The organism is Pseudomonadota bacterium (assembly GCA_037200975.1).
Lineage (GTDB): Bacteria > Pseudomonadota > Gammaproteobacteria > Steroidobacterales > Steroidobacteraceae > CADEED01.
In genome coordinates this window covers 3,236,071-3,251,186 of record JBBCGI010000001.1, presented here as the reverse complement: position 1 = coordinate 3,251,186, position 15,116 = coordinate 3,236,071, and the positions used below count along the sequence as shown (strand labels likewise).

The 15,116-nt window shown below is 63.3% G+C and carries 15 protein-coding genes; 12 read left to right on the top strand and 3 right to left on the bottom strand.

Annotated features, from left to right (window positions below):
* Positions 1-29 precede the first annotated feature (29 nt).
* The 3 genes from cysK to WDO72_14565 all read left to right on the top strand — a co-directional run bounded on the left by cysK (position 30) and on the right by WDO72_14565 (position 2,545).
* Complete coding sequence (gene cysK, locus WDO72_14575) at positions 30-974, top strand: cysteine synthase A (GenBank protein MEJ0086903.1); 945 nt, start codon at positions 30-32, stop codon at positions 972-974.
* 65 nt (positions 975-1,039) lie between these two features.
* Positions 1,040-2,158, top strand: a complete 1,119-nt coding sequence (locus WDO72_14570) for a homoserine O-acetyltransferase (GenBank protein ID MEJ0086902.1) — start codon at positions 1,040-1,042, stop codon at positions 2,156-2,158.
* 195 nt (positions 2,159-2,353) lie between these two features.
* Complete coding sequence (locus WDO72_14565; GenBank protein MEJ0086901.1) at positions 2,354-2,545, top strand: hypothetical protein; 192 nt, start codon at positions 2,354-2,356, stop codon at positions 2,543-2,545.
* A 4-nt stretch (positions 2,546-2,549) separates the two neighbouring features.
* Here WDO72_14565 and WDO72_14560 read toward each other — a convergent pair whose 3' ends face one another.
* Both WDO72_14560 and WDO72_14555 read right to left on the bottom strand, forming a co-directional pair.
* Positions 2,550-4,493, bottom strand: a complete 1,944-nt coding sequence (locus WDO72_14560; GenBank protein MEJ0086900.1) for a M48 family metallopeptidase — start codon at positions 4,491-4,493, stop codon at positions 2,550-2,552.
* 9 nt (positions 4,494-4,502) lie between these two features.
* Positions 4,503-5,090, bottom strand: a complete 588-nt coding sequence (locus WDO72_14555; GenBank protein ID MEJ0086899.1) for a LemA family protein — start codon at positions 5,088-5,090, stop codon at positions 4,503-4,505.
* Between the two features lie 229 nt (positions 5,091-5,319).
* Here WDO72_14555 and WDO72_14550 point away from each other — a divergent pair, with 229 nt between their 5' ends.
* The 9 genes from WDO72_14550 (at position 5,320) to WDO72_14510 (ending at position 13,834) form a co-directional block, all read left to right on the top strand.
* Positions 5,320-5,949, top strand: a complete 630-nt coding sequence (locus WDO72_14550) for a GspH/FimT family pseudopilin (GenBank protein MEJ0086898.1) — start codon at positions 5,320-5,322, stop codon at positions 5,947-5,949.
* Positions 5,946-6,455, top strand: coding sequence for a type IV pilus modification protein PilV (pilV, locus tag WDO72_14545; GenBank protein ID MEJ0086897.1), 510 nt, complete (start codon positions 5,946-5,948; stop codon positions 6,453-6,455). Before WDO72_14550 ends, pilV begins: the two co-directional genes overlap by 4 nt.
* Positions 6,452-7,558, top strand: a complete 1,107-nt coding sequence (locus tag WDO72_14540) for a PilW family protein (GenBank protein ID MEJ0086896.1) — start codon at positions 6,452-6,454, stop codon at positions 7,556-7,558. Before pilV ends, WDO72_14540 begins: the two co-directional genes overlap by 4 nt.
* Before the next feature lie 7 nt (positions 7,559-7,565).
* A complete protein-coding gene (locus tag WDO72_14535; protein ID MEJ0086895.1) occupies positions 7,566-8,045 on the top strand; it encodes a PilX N-terminal domain-containing pilus assembly protein in 480 nt (159 codons plus the stop codon).
* A 17-nt stretch (positions 8,046-8,062) separates the two neighbouring features.
* Entirely contained in the window at positions 8,063-8,401 is a 339-nt protein-coding gene (locus WDO72_14530; protein MEJ0086894.1) for a hypothetical protein, read from the top strand.
* A 19-nt stretch (positions 8,402-8,420) separates the two neighbouring features.
* Positions 8,421-11,891 carry a PilC/PilY family type IV pilus protein gene (locus WDO72_14525; GenBank protein MEJ0086893.1) on the top strand — a complete coding sequence of 1,157 codons (3,471 nt, stop codon included), beginning with the start codon at positions 8,421-8,423 and terminating at the stop codon, positions 11,889-11,891.
* 60 nt (positions 11,892-11,951) lie between these two features.
* Positions 11,952-12,395 (top strand): type IV pilin protein, encoded by a 444-nt coding sequence (locus tag WDO72_14520; protein ID MEJ0086892.1) that lies wholly within the window; start codon positions 11,952-11,954, stop codon positions 12,393-12,395.
* A 97-nt stretch (positions 12,396-12,492) separates the two neighbouring features.
* A complete protein-coding gene (locus tag WDO72_14515; GenBank protein MEJ0086891.1) occupies positions 12,493-13,431 on the top strand; it encodes an endonuclease/exonuclease/phosphatase family protein in 939 nt (312 codons plus the stop codon).
* Between the two features lie 94 nt (positions 13,432-13,525).
* Positions 13,526-13,834: a PilZ domain-containing protein gene (locus WDO72_14510; protein ID MEJ0086890.1), complete on the top strand. Its 309-nt coding sequence runs from the start codon at positions 13,526-13,528 to the stop codon at positions 13,832-13,834.
* 21 nt (positions 13,835-13,855) lie between these two features.
* On the opposite strand, the gene WDO72_14505 is transcribed toward WDO72_14510, so the two are convergent.
* On the bottom strand, positions 13,856-15,073 hold the full coding sequence (locus tag WDO72_14505) for an EAL domain-containing protein (protein ID MEJ0086889.1): 1,218 nt from the start codon (positions 15,071-15,073) through the stop codon (positions 13,856-13,858).
* Positions 15,074-15,116: the final 43 nt, after the last annotated feature.

Here is a 15,116-nt window from a genome sequence, read left to right as displayed (position 1 = left end):
CAAAGGCCCCAGCCTAGAGTCGCCGCACCATGCTCTACGACAACATCCTCGGCACTATCGGCCGCACTCCCATCGTCAAGATCAACCGTCTCGCCCCCGCGGGCACGACGATTTACGTGAAGTGCGAATTCTTCAATCCCCTGTCATCGGTGAAGGATCGCCTCGCGATCGCGATCATTGAAGACGCGGAGCGCTCGGGGGCGTTGAAGCCCGGCCAGACCGTGGTCGAAGCCACGTCCGGCAACACCGGCATCGCGTTGGCCATGGTGTGCGCCGCCAAGGGTTATCCCTTCGTCGCCGTCATGGTCGAAACCTTCTCGATCGAGCGCCGCAAGATCATGCGCATGCTCGGCGCGAAGGTGATCCTCACGCCGGCCGCCGAACGCGGCCAGGGCATGGTGCGCAAGGCCGCCGAGCTGGCGCAGAAACATGGCTGGTTCCTGACGAGCCAGTTCGACAACCCGGCGAATCCCGCCTATCACCGCAACACCACGGGGCCGGAAATCATCCAGGACTTCGTCGGCAAGCGCCTCGATTACTTCGTCTCAGGCTGGGGTACGGGCGGCACGCTCACCGGCGTCGGCGAGGTGCTCAAGCTCACGCGTCCCGACGTCAAGATCATCGCCACCGAACCAGAAGCCGCGCAATTGTTGGGCGGCAAGCCGTTCGCGCCGCACAAGATCCAGGGCTGGACGCCGGATTTCGTGCCGTCGGTGCTCAACCGCAATGTTCCGGACCGCATCGTGCCGGTTTCGGATGCCGAATCGATCGAAGCGTCGCGCGCGCTGGCGCGCAGCGAAGGCATCTTCGTCGGCATTTCGAGCGGCGCCACGTTCGCCGCGGCGCTCAAGGTGGCGCGCGAGGCGGGCGCCGGTTCCGTCACTCTCGCCATGCTGCCCGACACCGGCGAACGTTATCTATCTACCGCGTTGTTCGAGGGCATCCCCGACGGCGGCGATCCTGAACCGACGTGAACGCGCTGCCGCGCCGCAAAATCCAGCATGTTTCGCGCGCGACGGCGGCACCGGACCGGCTTGAGATGAGCTTGGGCCCGTCCACTCAGCTGCTGCAGCTGCCAGACCCGTTTCCGTTCTGGCGCGGCGGTCATCTGCGCGATGGCCGCGTCGCGTATGAAACCTGGGGCGCGCTGAACGACGCCCGCGACAATGCGGTGCTGCTGTTCACCGGGCTTTCACCCTCGGCGCATGCCGCCTCCTCGCCCGCCGATCCCACCCCGGGCTGGTGGGAGAAGATGGTTGGGCCCGGCAAGGCGCTCGATACCAGCCGCTACTTCGTCGTGTGCGTCAATTCGCTGGGCAGCTGCTTCGGATCGAGCGGTCCAGCTTCGATCGATCCGGCCACCGGGAACGCTTACCGGCTGAATTTCCCGGACCTGTCGGTCGAGGACATCGCGCGCGGAGGTTATGAAGTCGCGCGTTCGCTCAAAATCGAAAAACTCTCGGCCGTCGTCGGCGCTTCGCTAGGTGGCATGGTCGTGCTGGCGTTCGCTGCGCAATTCCCGGCGTTCGCGCGCCGCGTGGTGAGCATCTCCGGAAGTCCGGCGGCTTCACCCTTCGCGATTGCACTGCGTTCGCTGCAGCGCGACGCCATCCTCACCGATCCCGATTGGCAGGACGGCCAATACGCCGGCGGCGTGCGTCCAACTACCGGCATGCGTCTCGCGCGCAAACTCGGCACCATCACGTATCGCTCCGCCGCGGAATGGAAACATCGTTTCGGGCGACGTCCCGCGGCCGAGCGCAAACTCGACAACCTGCCGCCGGGCCGCGCGCATTTTCCCGCCGAGTTCGCGGTGCAGGATTACCTGAATGCGCAGGCCGACAAGTTCGTGTCGGTGTTCGATCCCAATTGCTACCTGTACCTGTCGCGCGCCATGGACCGGTTCGATCTGTCCGCGCACGGCGGCACGCCGGCGGGCGCGCTCGAACGGGCGGCCGCGGAACGGGCGCTCGTGATCGGCGTCGAATCCGACATCCTGTTCACCATCAGCGAACAGGGGGTCATCGCGGAGGCTTTCGAAGCCGCGGGCACCGCCACCGAGTTCGTGCCGCTGGCTTCGCTGGAAGGACATGACGCCTTCCTGGTGGACATCGAACCGTTCGCGGCGGCTATCGGAAGATTCCTCGCCGACAATTGATTGCCCCGCCCGGCGTCGGGCCTTCACCCTCGGGCAGACTCCAAATTCCGCCGCACGTTCCACGCGTCGCAATCTAACTACAGTGCGTCGGCGGGTTTAACCACGCCGTAGCCTGGTCTTAACCCAGCCGCAAGATCGCGCCGTTAACTTGCGCGCCGAACGCATCGCTTGGCGTTCGTCACGTAAGGAAACGTCATGAAGTCTTCAAATCTCGCGCTGCGGGCCGGGCCGGCCGAGGACCAGCCGGCACCGCCGTTCGAGCGCACGGAAATTGACCGGGCGGCCGCGCCTGCCGTATCGCGGGTGCGGCCGCGGCCACGCCGGCCGCTGGCATTCCGCACCATCGTGATCCGCGACCAGGGTCTGCCGCTGTTCCGCTGCAATTGAGTATCTAACTACCGCCATCGTCGCGCGCCTGCGCGACGATGGGCGGCAACGGGCAATGTATTACGGCGCATACGGTGCGCAACAGCTCGCTTTCCCCGATCGAGAGCTTCTGGTCGTGCGCCACGCAGCGCACCATCCCTTCGATCAGCACCTTCTTTGCGAACGGGCGCAAGGAGGCGAGCCGCGTCAGCGCGGCCGCGAGCTGCCGCGGCCAGTCCGGCAAGTCGCGGAATGCGGGCCGCGGTTCCGGCAACACGGCGGCGATGCCGGCGGCGTAGGCGCGACGCGCCTGCGTCTCGTCTTCCGACCCTTGTGCCGCCAGGATGGCGAACATCACCGCGACCGCCTCGCTCTCCTGCAACAACGATGCGCTGCCATGGAGCGCACCACCGTCGAGATTGTCCAGGCTCGCCGACAACAGCAGCGAGAGACAACATTCGAATACGTCGATGCGGGCATCAGCGCGCGCGAGCTTGTCGACGGTCACACGCAGTTGCGCGCGTTCGTTCAGCGACAGCCGGCGCAGCGCGGGAAACAGCTGTTGCACCACCGGCAGCCGCAGCGCCGGCGCCAGCGTGTCCACCAGGGCGCGCATGCCGAACACCCGCGCCGTGAAATCCTCGCCGTAACCAGCGACCAGCACGCGGCGTTGCTCGGCCAGCACTTCCGGCACTTTGCTCAGCAACGTCAGCAAGGTGAGTGCCCGCGCATGATCGGGCGATTCGACAAAACTGCGCAGCGCCTCGGGAATCGCGACGCGCGCATCTGCGGCGTAACGCACCTGTTCGCTGCCGATGGTTCCGGCGAGCGCTGCAATGTCGTGCGCCGACGGCGCGTCGACTCTGGTTTCCGCGAGTTGCGCGCTCGGCGCGAATCCCACGGCCGTATCGGCGTTGGTCTGCGCCGAACGCGGCGCCTGCGCGGCGTCCTCCGCCAGCAGCCGCTCGGAATCGCGCACTGCCGCTGCCGCCAGCGCGGGCAACTCGCTGGCGCGAAACTGCGGATTGAGCTCCTTCAGGCGCTCCTCGATCGGCGGATGCGTGGCCAGCAGGCGCGCGAAACCGGGCGCAAACAACATGTGCGCCACCTGCTCGCCTTCGGGCGCCACCAGGCGTGAACCGGCGGCGAGCCCCGCGATCTTGAGCAGCGCGCCGGTGAGGCCCTGGGGATCGCGCGTGAACTGCACCGCCGATGCGTCGGCGAGCCGCTCCCGGTGCCGCGCCACCGCCGCCTGCAACAGCCGTCCGAAAAACACACCGATATAGCCCAGTACCATCACGGCGAGGGCCGCCAGTATCAGCGCGCCCGCGCCATCCTTGCGATCTCGGCCACCGCTGCGCGGTGAGGCCTGCATCACGATCCGCGCGACGATCGCGATGGCGAGCAGGCCGAACGTCCAGCCCAGCAAACGCAGGTTGAGCCGCATGTCGCCGTTGAGGATGTGGCTGAATTCGTGCGCGACCACACCCTGCAGTTCGTCGCGCTTGAGCCGCGTCGCGGCGCCGCGCGTGACCGCGATCGCTGCATCGGCGGGCGAATTCCCGGCGGCAAATGCGTTGATGCCGTCTTCGTTCTCGAGTACGTATACCTCGGGCAGTGTCACGCCCGAAGCGATCGCCATTTCTTCCACCACGTTGTGCAGCCGGCGCAGCGCCGGATCGCCAGTGTTGCGATCGATGCGCACGCCGCCGAGCGAACGCGCCACCACGCCGCCACCGGCACGCAGACTCAGAGTCTTGAAGAGGCTCGCACCGCAGATGACGGCGAGCGACACGACGCTGGTCGCGACGACAGCGCCGGCGGGTGAATGGCCCGGTTCGGTCAATCCGAACAACACGACCACTACGACGTCGATGGCCAGCACGACCAAAACCACCGACACGAGGAATGCGAGCAGGAGCCACCGCGTCGTGCGACGCGCGGCTTCCTGACGAGCGTAGAAATCCACGCCTGCTTGTTAGGTGAAGCTGACCTTCGGCGCTTCTTTCATCTCGGGCTTGGCCAGCTCGAGCAGCTGCGCCGGAGTGAAATTGAACATGCCGGCGATCACGCTGCCGGGAAACATTTCGCGCTGGTTGTTGTAGCTCATCACCGCGTCGTTGTACGCCTGGCGCGCGAACGCGACCTTGTTCTCCGTGGACGTGAGCTCCTCGGACAACTGCATCATGTTCTGGTTGGCCTTGAGGTCGGGGTAGGCCTCGGCCAATGCAAACAACCGGCCGAGCGCGCCGCCCAATTGCCCTTCGGCGCCGGACAGCGCGGTCATCGCGGCGGCATCGCCCGGGTTCGCGGCGGCGGCCTTCAGGCCGCTCATGGCCGAATTGCGCGCCGTGATCACGGCCTCGAGCGTTTCGCGCTCGTGCTTGATGTATCCCTTGACGGTCTCGACCAGATTCGGAATCAGGTCGTAGCGGCGGGTGAGCTGCACGTCGATCTGGGCGAAGGCATTCTTGTAGCCGTTACGCGCACCGACCAGGCGGTTGTACAAGGAGACGACGAACCAGATCGCGGCGATGACTACCGCAAGAAGAATCCAAGCACTCATTTAAGAGACTCCCTAATAAGCGCCCGCGGCGCGCGTGAAATATGAGTGTGAGCCCGGGGCAATGCAAGGACGCCGCCGCAGCCGCTGGCCGGCACGCCTGTGCGTCAGCGGCGATTATGTACTCCCGTGCTGAGAACTGGTTCACGCTTTGCGGCCACTCATCGGCCGCGTCAAACCACTCGTCGGTGGGTCCACACGGTCGCTTGCCGGTGCCGCAGCATTGCGACCCATGAAACGACGCAGCAGCGGATTTACATTGATGGAGCTGATGGTGGTGCTGGCAATCGCGGCAACGATCATCGCGATCGGAGCGCCAAACTTCAACGCGTTCCGGCTCAATGGCCGTCTCACCAATACCGCCAATGACGTGCTCGCATCACTGGTCACTGCGCGCACCGATGCAATCAAGGCGCAGGTCAATGTGTCGATGTGCGCAAGCGCAAATCCTGGCGCCACCGACGCCACCTGTGCCGACGGCTCGACCGTCGGCTGGATCGCGTTTCGGGACCCCGACGGCGATTGCACACGCGCAACGTCGGAGCCCATCGTGAGCAGCGGTGTTTTCGATCACTCGTTCAATTCCCAACCCATGCACATCAACAAGAACGGGAACTGCGTGTCGTTCAGTCCGACGGGATTCACGCGCACGGTGAGCGGAGTGACGATGCTGGACCATCTGCTTTTATGCGACGGTCGTGGCATTGCCCCCATCGCCGGCAGCAATAGCCTCTCGGCTGGACGCGGCCTCGTCATCGACCGGACTGGCCGCTCGCGCATCACGCGCACGATCAGTGGCGGACTCGCCGACGATCTCAACACCTGGGACGCCACTGCGGGAGTGGAATTGTCATGTCCGTGAAATCCATCGATTCCGCTCTGCATCGCCAGTCTGGCGTAAGCATCGTCGAAGCGCTGGTGGCGCTCGTGGTTCTTTCGGTCGGCATGCTCGGCATTGCCGGCTTGTATCTTCAGAGCCTGCAATCGAACCGTACCGCTCAAACGCGCACTTCGGCCGTGCACCTCATCAACGACATGGGCGATCGGATTCGCGCCAATCATTCCGCCAGCGCATCCTATGCTTCGGCGCTCGGCGCGATTCCCGCGGTGGCAGCTGTCGATTGCGGCACCCTCACCTGCACGCCCGTGCAGCTCGCCGCTTTTGACCTGCGTGCGTGGTACGACAACGCCATGATCACGTTGCCCGTGGGCCCGGACGGCAGCGTGCCCCAAGTCGGTGTCGAATACTTCGCTGGTGCAAGCTCGGCGGACCCGGCGCGTCTCGTCGTCACCACTGCCTGGAAAGAACCGGGCAGTACGGATTACCTGACTTCCAGAGTCGAACTCGTCCAATTGGGTGGCGCATGATCAATCGCAGCCGTGGCTTGTCGATGATCGAGCTCCTGGTGGGCCTGGCCATCGGCTCATTCATCATCGTAGGCGCGGTCATGGTCTATTCCCAGACGCGCACCACGTATTCCATCAATGAGACACAGGCGCGCCTGCAGGAAAATGGCCGCTATGCGCTAGCAATACTGGAGCCCGATCTGCAGCTCGCGGGGTACTACGGCTTCTCGAACAACGCGTCCGACTTCAGGTACAAGGCCGGTGCCACCGAGACTCCGATCTCGCAGCTGGAGCAGGCGGACGCGGCGCTGCCCTCGCCTCCTGCTGGTGTCACGACCTGCGGCAACAATTTCGCGATTGATCTGCTCATGACCGTGCAGGGATCGAACAACGCAGCGGGCCCGCTCACGACCTGCGCGCCACCGACCGCGACCGGCCTCAACGCTGGCGCGTACCAGGCGGGTACCGATACGGTGACCATCCGCCGTTCGTCTACGGCCGATGCTCCTGCGGCCACGACGAGCCGCATTCAGCTCTACCTGAATTCGCTCAAGCGCAGCAACCAGTATGTATTCTCGGCCATCCCGGCGAATGCGCCAGGCGCAATCGACGCCACCCACAAGATCCGCAACCTCATCGTGCGAACCTACTACGTGGCGACAAATTCTCGCGCGCGCACCAACTTCCCGACGTTGTGGCGCAAATCGCTCGATACGGACGGCACGAATCCGGTAATCCTCGACGAAGAAATCCTTCCGGGCGTGGAAGATTTCCAGGTCCAGTTCGGTCTCGACACTGGCGATCACGACGGCATAGCAGGCGTCGACATCGACCTCGATAACAATACAGTGCCTGACAATCCCAACGGACTGATTTCCCGCTGGGTAGCCCCGAACAGTGCGTTGATCAACTCGCCGACTGCCATTCCCGCCGGCATCAGCGCGCAGATCGTCGCGGTGCGCGTCTGGCTGCGAATTCGTGCCGACGCTCCCGAAGTTAGTTTCACGGACACCCGCACGTACAACTACGCGGGTGTCAGCTACACCCCGTCGGGCGCCGCCGCTGGCGTGCGCCGTACGCTGGTTTCCAGAACGATCTATCTGCGCAACGCGCGGACACTGTGAGCACGTCATGAGAGCTATCTACTTTCGCAAGAATCGCCAGAAAGGCGCAGCCCTGGTAATCGGCCTGATGTTGCTGGTGATCATCACGGTGCTCGCCGTCAGCGCCGTGAATACCGCCAGCACCGAGCTCGTGATGGCGGGTAACGAGCAGTATCGCGAACGCGCATTCCAGGCCGCGGAAATCGGTGTTGAACGTGCGATTCGCGCGCTCGCGACCGTTCCCCAGGATTTCGTGACGCACACGAACGCGGCCGAGGCGGTCACTGCGCTGCCGCAGGATAACTACACGATCGCTTCGACTTATCTGGGAGAAGACAACGACATTCCGGGGTACAGCGCCGGCAAATTCGTCGGTCTTCACTATCGCATCGACAGTACCGGCGTCTCCCAGCGCAATGCGCAGTCCGTGCACGAGCAGGGCGCGTATGTGCTGGGTTCGGGCGGCGGTGAACTCGTTACTTGGCTGCCAGGCGCTTCCGCGCCCTAAACAGCTGGAGATCGCACATGTACAAGAAATTTGCCACAGCACTCCTGGCCGCCACATTGGCCCAATCCGTTGCACCAGCGGCCGACCTGGGTGACGTCGCGCAGGAAGTGAAAGCGGAATCGATAACGCTTCCGAAGAAGGATCTGGGCGACGTCGCCGTGCAGATCTGCAGCTCGTGTCCCACGCGTGAGTTCGGCACTACCGCAGAGACCACCTACGAAATCGGTGGAATTCCGGTGCGCCTGGAAGACATGCGGCGCGAACTCGCTTTACGGCCGCGAGCGTTGCTGCTGCTGCAGCTCACCCCGGATCGCAAACACGTCGCGCGAATCAACATTCCCGCAGCGACGTCCTGAGATTCTAAGGAGTTAGACCATGCGGACCATGAAAAAACGCGTCTCCAGCATTCTTCTCGGGCTCGGCCTGGCCTTGAGCTCGCTGACGCCGGCGTTTGCGGATGACAGTGAAATCTACGTCGGCGCAATCACAACCGTTAAGCCGAACATCCTGTTCATCATCGATACGTCGATGAGCATGGACGCGAGCGACGTGAACGATGACCACGCCACCTTCAGTCCCACCGGGAGCTACGGCAGCAATTCCGGCAATTGCAATGGCAGTTACAACCGGATCTTTTTCACGACGGGCACCGGCGCGACTCCGCCGACCTGCGCGTCCACCAATTACATTCGCACCGACGCCGGATGGCAGACTTGCGACAAGCTCGCAAAAGCTACAGCCAGTGCCGCGAGCGCCCCGTCCGGACGCTGGACCGGCAAGGCGGCCCAATACAATGCAACCAACAAGGCCTGGGAAGATCTGAAGACAGGCGGCCAGGCGCAATACGTGGAGTGCGCCGCCGACAACGGCATCCATGGCATCGACGCGGCGAATGCCTCCAAATATCCGCGCAACGGTCAGGCCACGGCTTCGGCGGCCTGGAGCGGGTCGGCCTCGGCAATCAACTGGTCGCAGTACACCACCTACACTTTCTACAGCGAACGCTGGGTGCGATGGAACGCACAGCCCGCCACTACGGTGAATCTGAAACGCCTGCGCGCCGTGCAGAACTCGGTGCTCGACATGGTCTCGTCCATCGATGACGTCAACATTGGCGTCATGCGCTTCAATGGAGAAAACACCGGGGCTTCGAACAACACCGACCCGGAATACCAGGGCGGCGTCATCACGAACGCTGTTGCGGACGTCACGACTGAACGCGCCAACATCATCGACAAGGTGAATGGTTTCACCGTGAACAGCGGTACGCCCCTTTCGGAAACGCTGCGCGAAGCTGGCCGATATTGGGCCGGCCAGAAAATCAAATGGGGCAAGACCACCGGGCTCGACACCAATGCAACTTCGAGTAGCGACACCTACAAAAGCCCAATCACCGAATCCTGTCAGCGCAACTTCAATATTCTGCTGACCGACGGCCGCCCCACGTGGGACAACCAGGACGACGCTGACATCACGGCTTTGTACGGCGGTGCATGCACGGGCCAGCCCGGTGACACCACGCTAGGCCCATCGACTGGCACCCCTGCCTCGCGAGCAAATGCGGGGCGCTGTCTGGATGAAATGTCGAGCTACCTGGCTCGCGATACCACCGACCTCCTGGATTCAATGACAGGCAAGCAGCGCGTGAAAACCTTCACGATCGGCTTCGGTCCGACCAGCGATCAGCCGGCCCTCAACTTTCTAACGGAAGTCGCCACGGACGGCGGTGGCGTCCGTTACCTCGCGTCGAACACCGACCAGTTGTCGGCGGCACTCACGGCCATTGCGACGGAAATCTCGAACATCAGTTCGACGTTTGCGACTGCGTCCATCGGCGTCAACTCCTTCAACCGCGCCGCGAGTCGAGACGATCTGTACTTCGCCGTATTCAACTCGGACGACCATCTGCGCTGGGACGGCAACCTCAAGAAGTACAAGCTCGCGACGACCGAAGATCCGGACGGTACGGGACCGCTCCAGCCCAAACTGATCATCAGCGGCGATACAGGCGGTGCGGCGGTCGACGCAGTCGACAGTACGACGGGATTCTTCAAGGATGGAACCAAGAGCTTCTGGTCGGCCAGCGCCGATGGCAACAAGGTGACGGAAGGTGGTGCGGCCAACAAGCTGCCCACCACTCGCAAGGTGCTGACTCACATCGGCGCAAATCCGGCCGGATCATTCGAAGACATGGTTGCGATCGACGCGACCGCCGTGACCAGCACGATTCTCGACACTGTCTCGGGGACGCCGACACGTGCCGACGTGCTCGCTTTCGCCAAGAGCACTTCGCCCAAGCGCATGGGCGACCCACTGCATTCACAGCCTTCGGTCGTCACTTATGGCGGCACGGCCACCGACCCGACAGACGTCGTGTTCGTCGGAACCAATGATGGCTACCTGCACGCGGTAGACGCGAAGACCGGTGTGGAGAAATGGGCTTTCGTGCCGCAGGAATTGCTCCCGCGCCTCAAGACCCTGGTAGTCGATCCCTCGGCAACTCAGCGTAGCTACGGCTTGGACGGCGACGTGCGCATCCTGCGCCTCGACAAGGACAGCGACGGCATCATCGAGAGCGCCGATGGCGATCTCGTGTGGCTGTTCATGGGCATGCGTCGCGGCGGCAAGTATTACTACGCACTCGACGTCACCAACCCCGACACTCCCAAACTCATGTGGAAGGACGGCCCTGGCGTGCTCGCCGACGTCGGCGAAACTTGGTCGCCACCCACTGTTGCTCGCGTCGCGGTCAGTGACAAGACGCAGAACAATCAGAAGCTGGTACTGATTTTTGGCGGCGGTTATGACTCGGTGCAGGAAAACTACGTACAGGTAAACGATACCTCCGGAAACAACATTTTCATGGTTGACGCCAAGAGCGGCGCGTTGCTCTGGTCCGCAGGCAATAACACGTCGCATGACCTCAACCTGGCCGCGATGGGCAACTCGATTCCGGGTCGTATCTCCGTGCTTGATACCAATAGCGATGGCTTTGCCGATCGCATGTACGCCGCAGATCTGGGCGGTCGAATCTTCCGCTTCGACATCTTCTCGGGCAAAGACTCGACTGCACTGGTCACGGGCAGCGTATTCGCGAAACTGGGCAACGGGCTGGTGACCGGTGCCTCCGCGTCGCCAGCGGCGGCCGCGAATACGCGCCGGTTCTACAACGCTCCGGACGTGGCATTGATCCAGCGACGTGGCTCGGATCCTTACTACAACATCGCCATTGGATCGGGCTACCGCGGCCATCCGCTGCATAAACCCGCACTTGACCGCTTCTATTCGCTGCGTGATAAGCAGCCGTTTGCCAAGTTCTCGGCTAACAACGCACTGACGCCGATCACGGAAGCGACAACCGGCCTGGTCACACTCAACGCCACTAATGCGGCCACATCAACCGTGGCGACGAGCGCTCCTGGCTGGATGTTCGTGTTCGATCCCACCGGTACCGCCACCACCGCTACGGGCGAAAAGGTGCTCAACGAGGCGACCACCGTAAACGGCGTTGTCCTGTTCACTTCGTACATCCCACAGGCCGCGAGCAGCGACGAACCCTGCCGCCCGACCAGCATCAACCGCGTGTACGCCCTGCGCGTCGACAATGGACGCCCCGCACTCGACTTGAACAACGACGGTTTATTCACCAACGCCGATTTGTACGAGTCGGTGATTCACGAGGGAATTCTGGGCGGCGTCAATGTCGGCGTCTTGCGTGGAACCATTGCGGATGCGCTCGGCGGAACATCGACCGTATGTCTGGCGGGTATGCACGTTCTCGGCAAGTGCGTGAATGTCTCCGACTCGGTGCGTACATATTGGCGCAGAGACGTCGACCAGCCGTGAGACAGCACGAGGCAAATCATGAACAATTCTTCGAGTGATCTTCGAATATTGGAGCGACCGATGCGAAGCCGTCAGCAGGGTTTGACTCTCATGGAGCTGCTCACCGTCGTCGCGGTTATCGGCATCCTCGCCTCCATCGCCGTGCCAAGCTATCGGCGGTATCTCCAGCGCGCACAGCGCTCCGATGCCACGACCGCGCTGCTGCGACTCCAGGCTACGCAGGAAAAACATTTTCTGCAGTACGGGACCTACGTGACCGTCACTGCGAATCTTCCGAATTCGCACGCCACCGGAGGACTCGGCCTTCCGACGACTTCGGAACGCGGTTTCTACAATCTTGCGGTGGCCAGTACCGCTACGGGTTATACGGCCACGGCCACGCCTGTCAGTGGCGGTGGCCAGGCGGATGACACGATGTGCGCGCAGTTCACGATCACGGAATCGGGAACCAGGCAGGCTCTGGACAGCAGCAGCGCCGATCACACGACGGCCTGCTTCCGCTAACACCGTCTCGTTCCAGCGGGCGCACGCGCGCTGCCCCGACGGCCTCGCGGCGGGCATACTCGCGTGAATGCTCCCACTCAATGTATTTGGTCTCGTCGTGCTGCTCGTCGCCACGAGCTCTGCCAATGCCGCGGACGGCGGTACAACACTCAAGCTCGCAACCTGGAACCTCGAATGGTTCATGGCGCCGGAGACAGTACGGGCACTGACCCCCGCCTGCACAGCGCGCGATGCTCAACGCGACGGCGCGCGCCGCGCGATCCCCTGCGACGTTGCGCATGAACTCAGCCGCAGCGGCGAAGACATCGCGGCGCTACGCAAACACGCGCGTCTCCTCGACGCCGACATCATCTCCCTGCAGGAAGTGGACGGCGCCGATGCCGCCCGGCTGATATTCCCGGACTACCAGTTCTGCTTCTCTGGCCGCGTCGCCGTTCAGAACAACGGCTTTGCGATTCGCCGCGGCATCCCGTTTGCCTGCGCCGCCGATCTCGTCGAGCTGTCTCTCGACGACGATGTGCGCAGGGGCACGGAGATGCACGTGTTCCCGGGAACGCCGCAGGAGCTCACGCTGCTGTCCGTGCACCTGAAGTCCGGTTGCGCGCGAGAGCCGCTCGATTCGACAAAACCCAGCTGCGCCGAGCTCGCCCGCCAGCTCCCTGCCCTCGAGCGCTGGATCGACGCACGGGCCGCGGAACATAAGCCCTTCGCCGTGTTAGGCGATTTCAACCGGGATCTGCGCCGCGAACCGTCCGGAATGTCGATGTGGGGCGAGATCGACGACGCGGACCCGCCTGGCGCCGACCTTGTCAACACGGCCGAAGGGCAATCCTTTGAAAACTGCATGCCTTCCCAGACCTTCACCGGCTTCATCGACTACATCGTTCTCAGCCGCCAGATGGCACGCGGACTGGTCGAAAACTCCTTCGGCCGTGCTGTTTTCCGGCCGCGGGACGCCCAGCGACGCAAGTTGTCGGACCATTGCCCGGTGTTCATCAGGCTGAAGGTGGCAGACGCGACCCGTCCCGCGCCGTAAACCTGAAAACGTGAAATTTTTCGTGAAACCCATTAAGTTGAGTTCCGATCAAATCGCCCATCTTGCAAGGCAATAATCCCCTTCAGGAGAGCCGATGAGCAAAATGACGACAGCGGGGATTCAATCGGTAGAGCGCCGGTTGCACACGAGACATCGTGCGCGGACCACGGTCTACATTACGACGCCGACCGGCCGCAAGAAACTTTGCCGCGCGATCAACCTCTCCGCTACTGGCGTGTTCGTCGAAACCACCAACCTCGGCCTGCGCAAAGGCCAGCAGGTCGAGCTCGCATTTGCCATCAACCTGGGCGCGGTGACCAAACTACATCGGCGTACCGCAGTCGTCGCGCACGTCTCGCGCGGCGGCACGGGCCTCATGATGGACGCCTACACCGCCCGCTAAGAAGTGCGGACTTTCCCGGTTTCAGCCCACTTGCCCTGAGGCCGGGGCCAGCAGCGAATCCAGGGCCACCGGCGGCGACACTTCGAAGCTCTGCACGAAATCGACTCCGAGCGCGGTGAGCCAGTTGCTGTGATCGCCACCTAACACGCGCTTCGCAACGGTCTGCAATCCGATGACCTTCGCCGTCTGCACGAGGCCCACCACCCGCGCCTGCGTGAGGCGATGCTGCAGGGCATTGGTCGTGAGCTCGGCATCGATCTTGAGCAACCGGATCGCGGGATGATCGAGGATCGGCATGCCGGCGCCGACCACGTTGAAATCGTCGATGGCCACCGGAACGCCGATGCGCGCAAACACGTCGAGCGCCGGCACGACCTGCTCCGTATGCGTGAGACAGACACGTTCGGAAAATTCCACGCCGATGAGTCCCGGCGGCAGCGCCGCCTTGCGCAGGCAGTTCTCCACGAAACTGATGAAATGCGGTTCGATCACGGCCGCGTCGGACAGATTCACCGAGAACGACGGCGGATCCTTTTTCCACACCGCGGGATTGCGATGCAGCCAGGCAATGAGTTCGCCGATCACGCGCCGGTCGATCATCGAGGCGAGCCCGTGATTGGCCGCCGTCTGCATGACGCGTTCGGGCGAGGTCTCTTCGCCGTCCACCATGTGCCGCAGCAACACTTCGAAGCGCCGCACACCTTCGGCTTTGCGCAGGCGGACGAGTTGCTGCACGCGCAACACGACCTCCTGCTGGCGGATCTGCGCGTACACCGCTTCGAGCGGTAACGGCACCGGTGGCTTCGGTTTGGAAGGTTTGACACGCGGCATCGCGTGCAGCGTCTGCGCAACTTCGGAGGCGATGTCGGCCAGGATCGTCGTGACCGCGGGCGTCAGGAAACGCGCGGCCGGGTCTTCGTCCTCGAGCGGTGAATCTTCGACGACCAGCAGGCATACACCCTGCAGCGCCGAAGTCAGGTCGCGCAGCGCCAGCATGACGGCGGCGCGAGTGCCTTCGCCGCGCAGGAAGCGCGACTCGCGCGCGGCGCCCAGCACGAAAGCATCCAGCGCATCGTTCAGCGCCTGCCGGAATTCGATCCCGAAATCGGTGGAGGTGCAGTGCAGCACCTCGCCGCGGGCGTCATACAGCGCGATGGCGCGGTAACGCGCGTGCGGCAGTGCCTGCTCCAGATTGGCAACCCAGCCCGGCGCGACTTCGATGACTTGTTCATTGAGCACAGATGCACGAATAGTGGTCTGGCCCGTATCCATCGAAGATGTG

Coding starts and splice junctions, on each gene's coding strand:
- cysK (MEJ0086903.1), top strand. CDS start 30: ATGCTCTACGACAACATCCTCGGCACTATCGGCCGCACTCCCATCGTC.
- WDO72_14570 (MEJ0086902.1), top strand. CDS start 1,040: ATGAGCTTGGGCCCGTCCACTCAGCTGCTGCAGCTGCCAGACCCGTTT.
- WDO72_14565 (MEJ0086901.1), top strand. CDS start 2,354: ATGAAGTCTTCAAATCTCGCGCTGCGGGCCGGGCCGGCCGAGGACCAG.
- WDO72_14555 (MEJ0086899.1), bottom strand. CDS start 5,090: ATGAGTGCTTGGATTCTTCTTGCGGTAGTCATCGCCGCGATCTGGTTC.
- WDO72_14550 (MEJ0086898.1), top strand. CDS start 5,320: ATGAAACGACGCAGCAGCGGATTTACATTGATGGAGCTGATGGTGGTG.
- WDO72_14540 (MEJ0086896.1), top strand. CDS start 6,452: ATGATCAATCGCAGCCGTGGCTTGTCGATGATCGAGCTCCTGGTGGGC.
- WDO72_14535 (MEJ0086895.1), top strand. CDS start 7,566: ATGAGAGCTATCTACTTTCGCAAGAATCGCCAGAAAGGCGCAGCCCTG.
- WDO72_14530 (MEJ0086894.1), top strand. CDS start 8,063: ATGTACAAGAAATTTGCCACAGCACTCCTGGCCGCCACATTGGCCCAA.
- WDO72_14525 (MEJ0086893.1), top strand. CDS start 8,421: ATGCGGACCATGAAAAAACGCGTCTCCAGCATTCTTCTCGGGCTCGGC.
- WDO72_14520 (MEJ0086892.1), top strand. CDS start 11,952: ATGCGAAGCCGTCAGCAGGGTTTGACTCTCATGGAGCTGCTCACCGTC.
- WDO72_14510 (MEJ0086890.1), top strand. CDS start 13,526: ATGAGCAAAATGACGACAGCGGGGATTCAATCGGTAGAGCGCCGGTTG.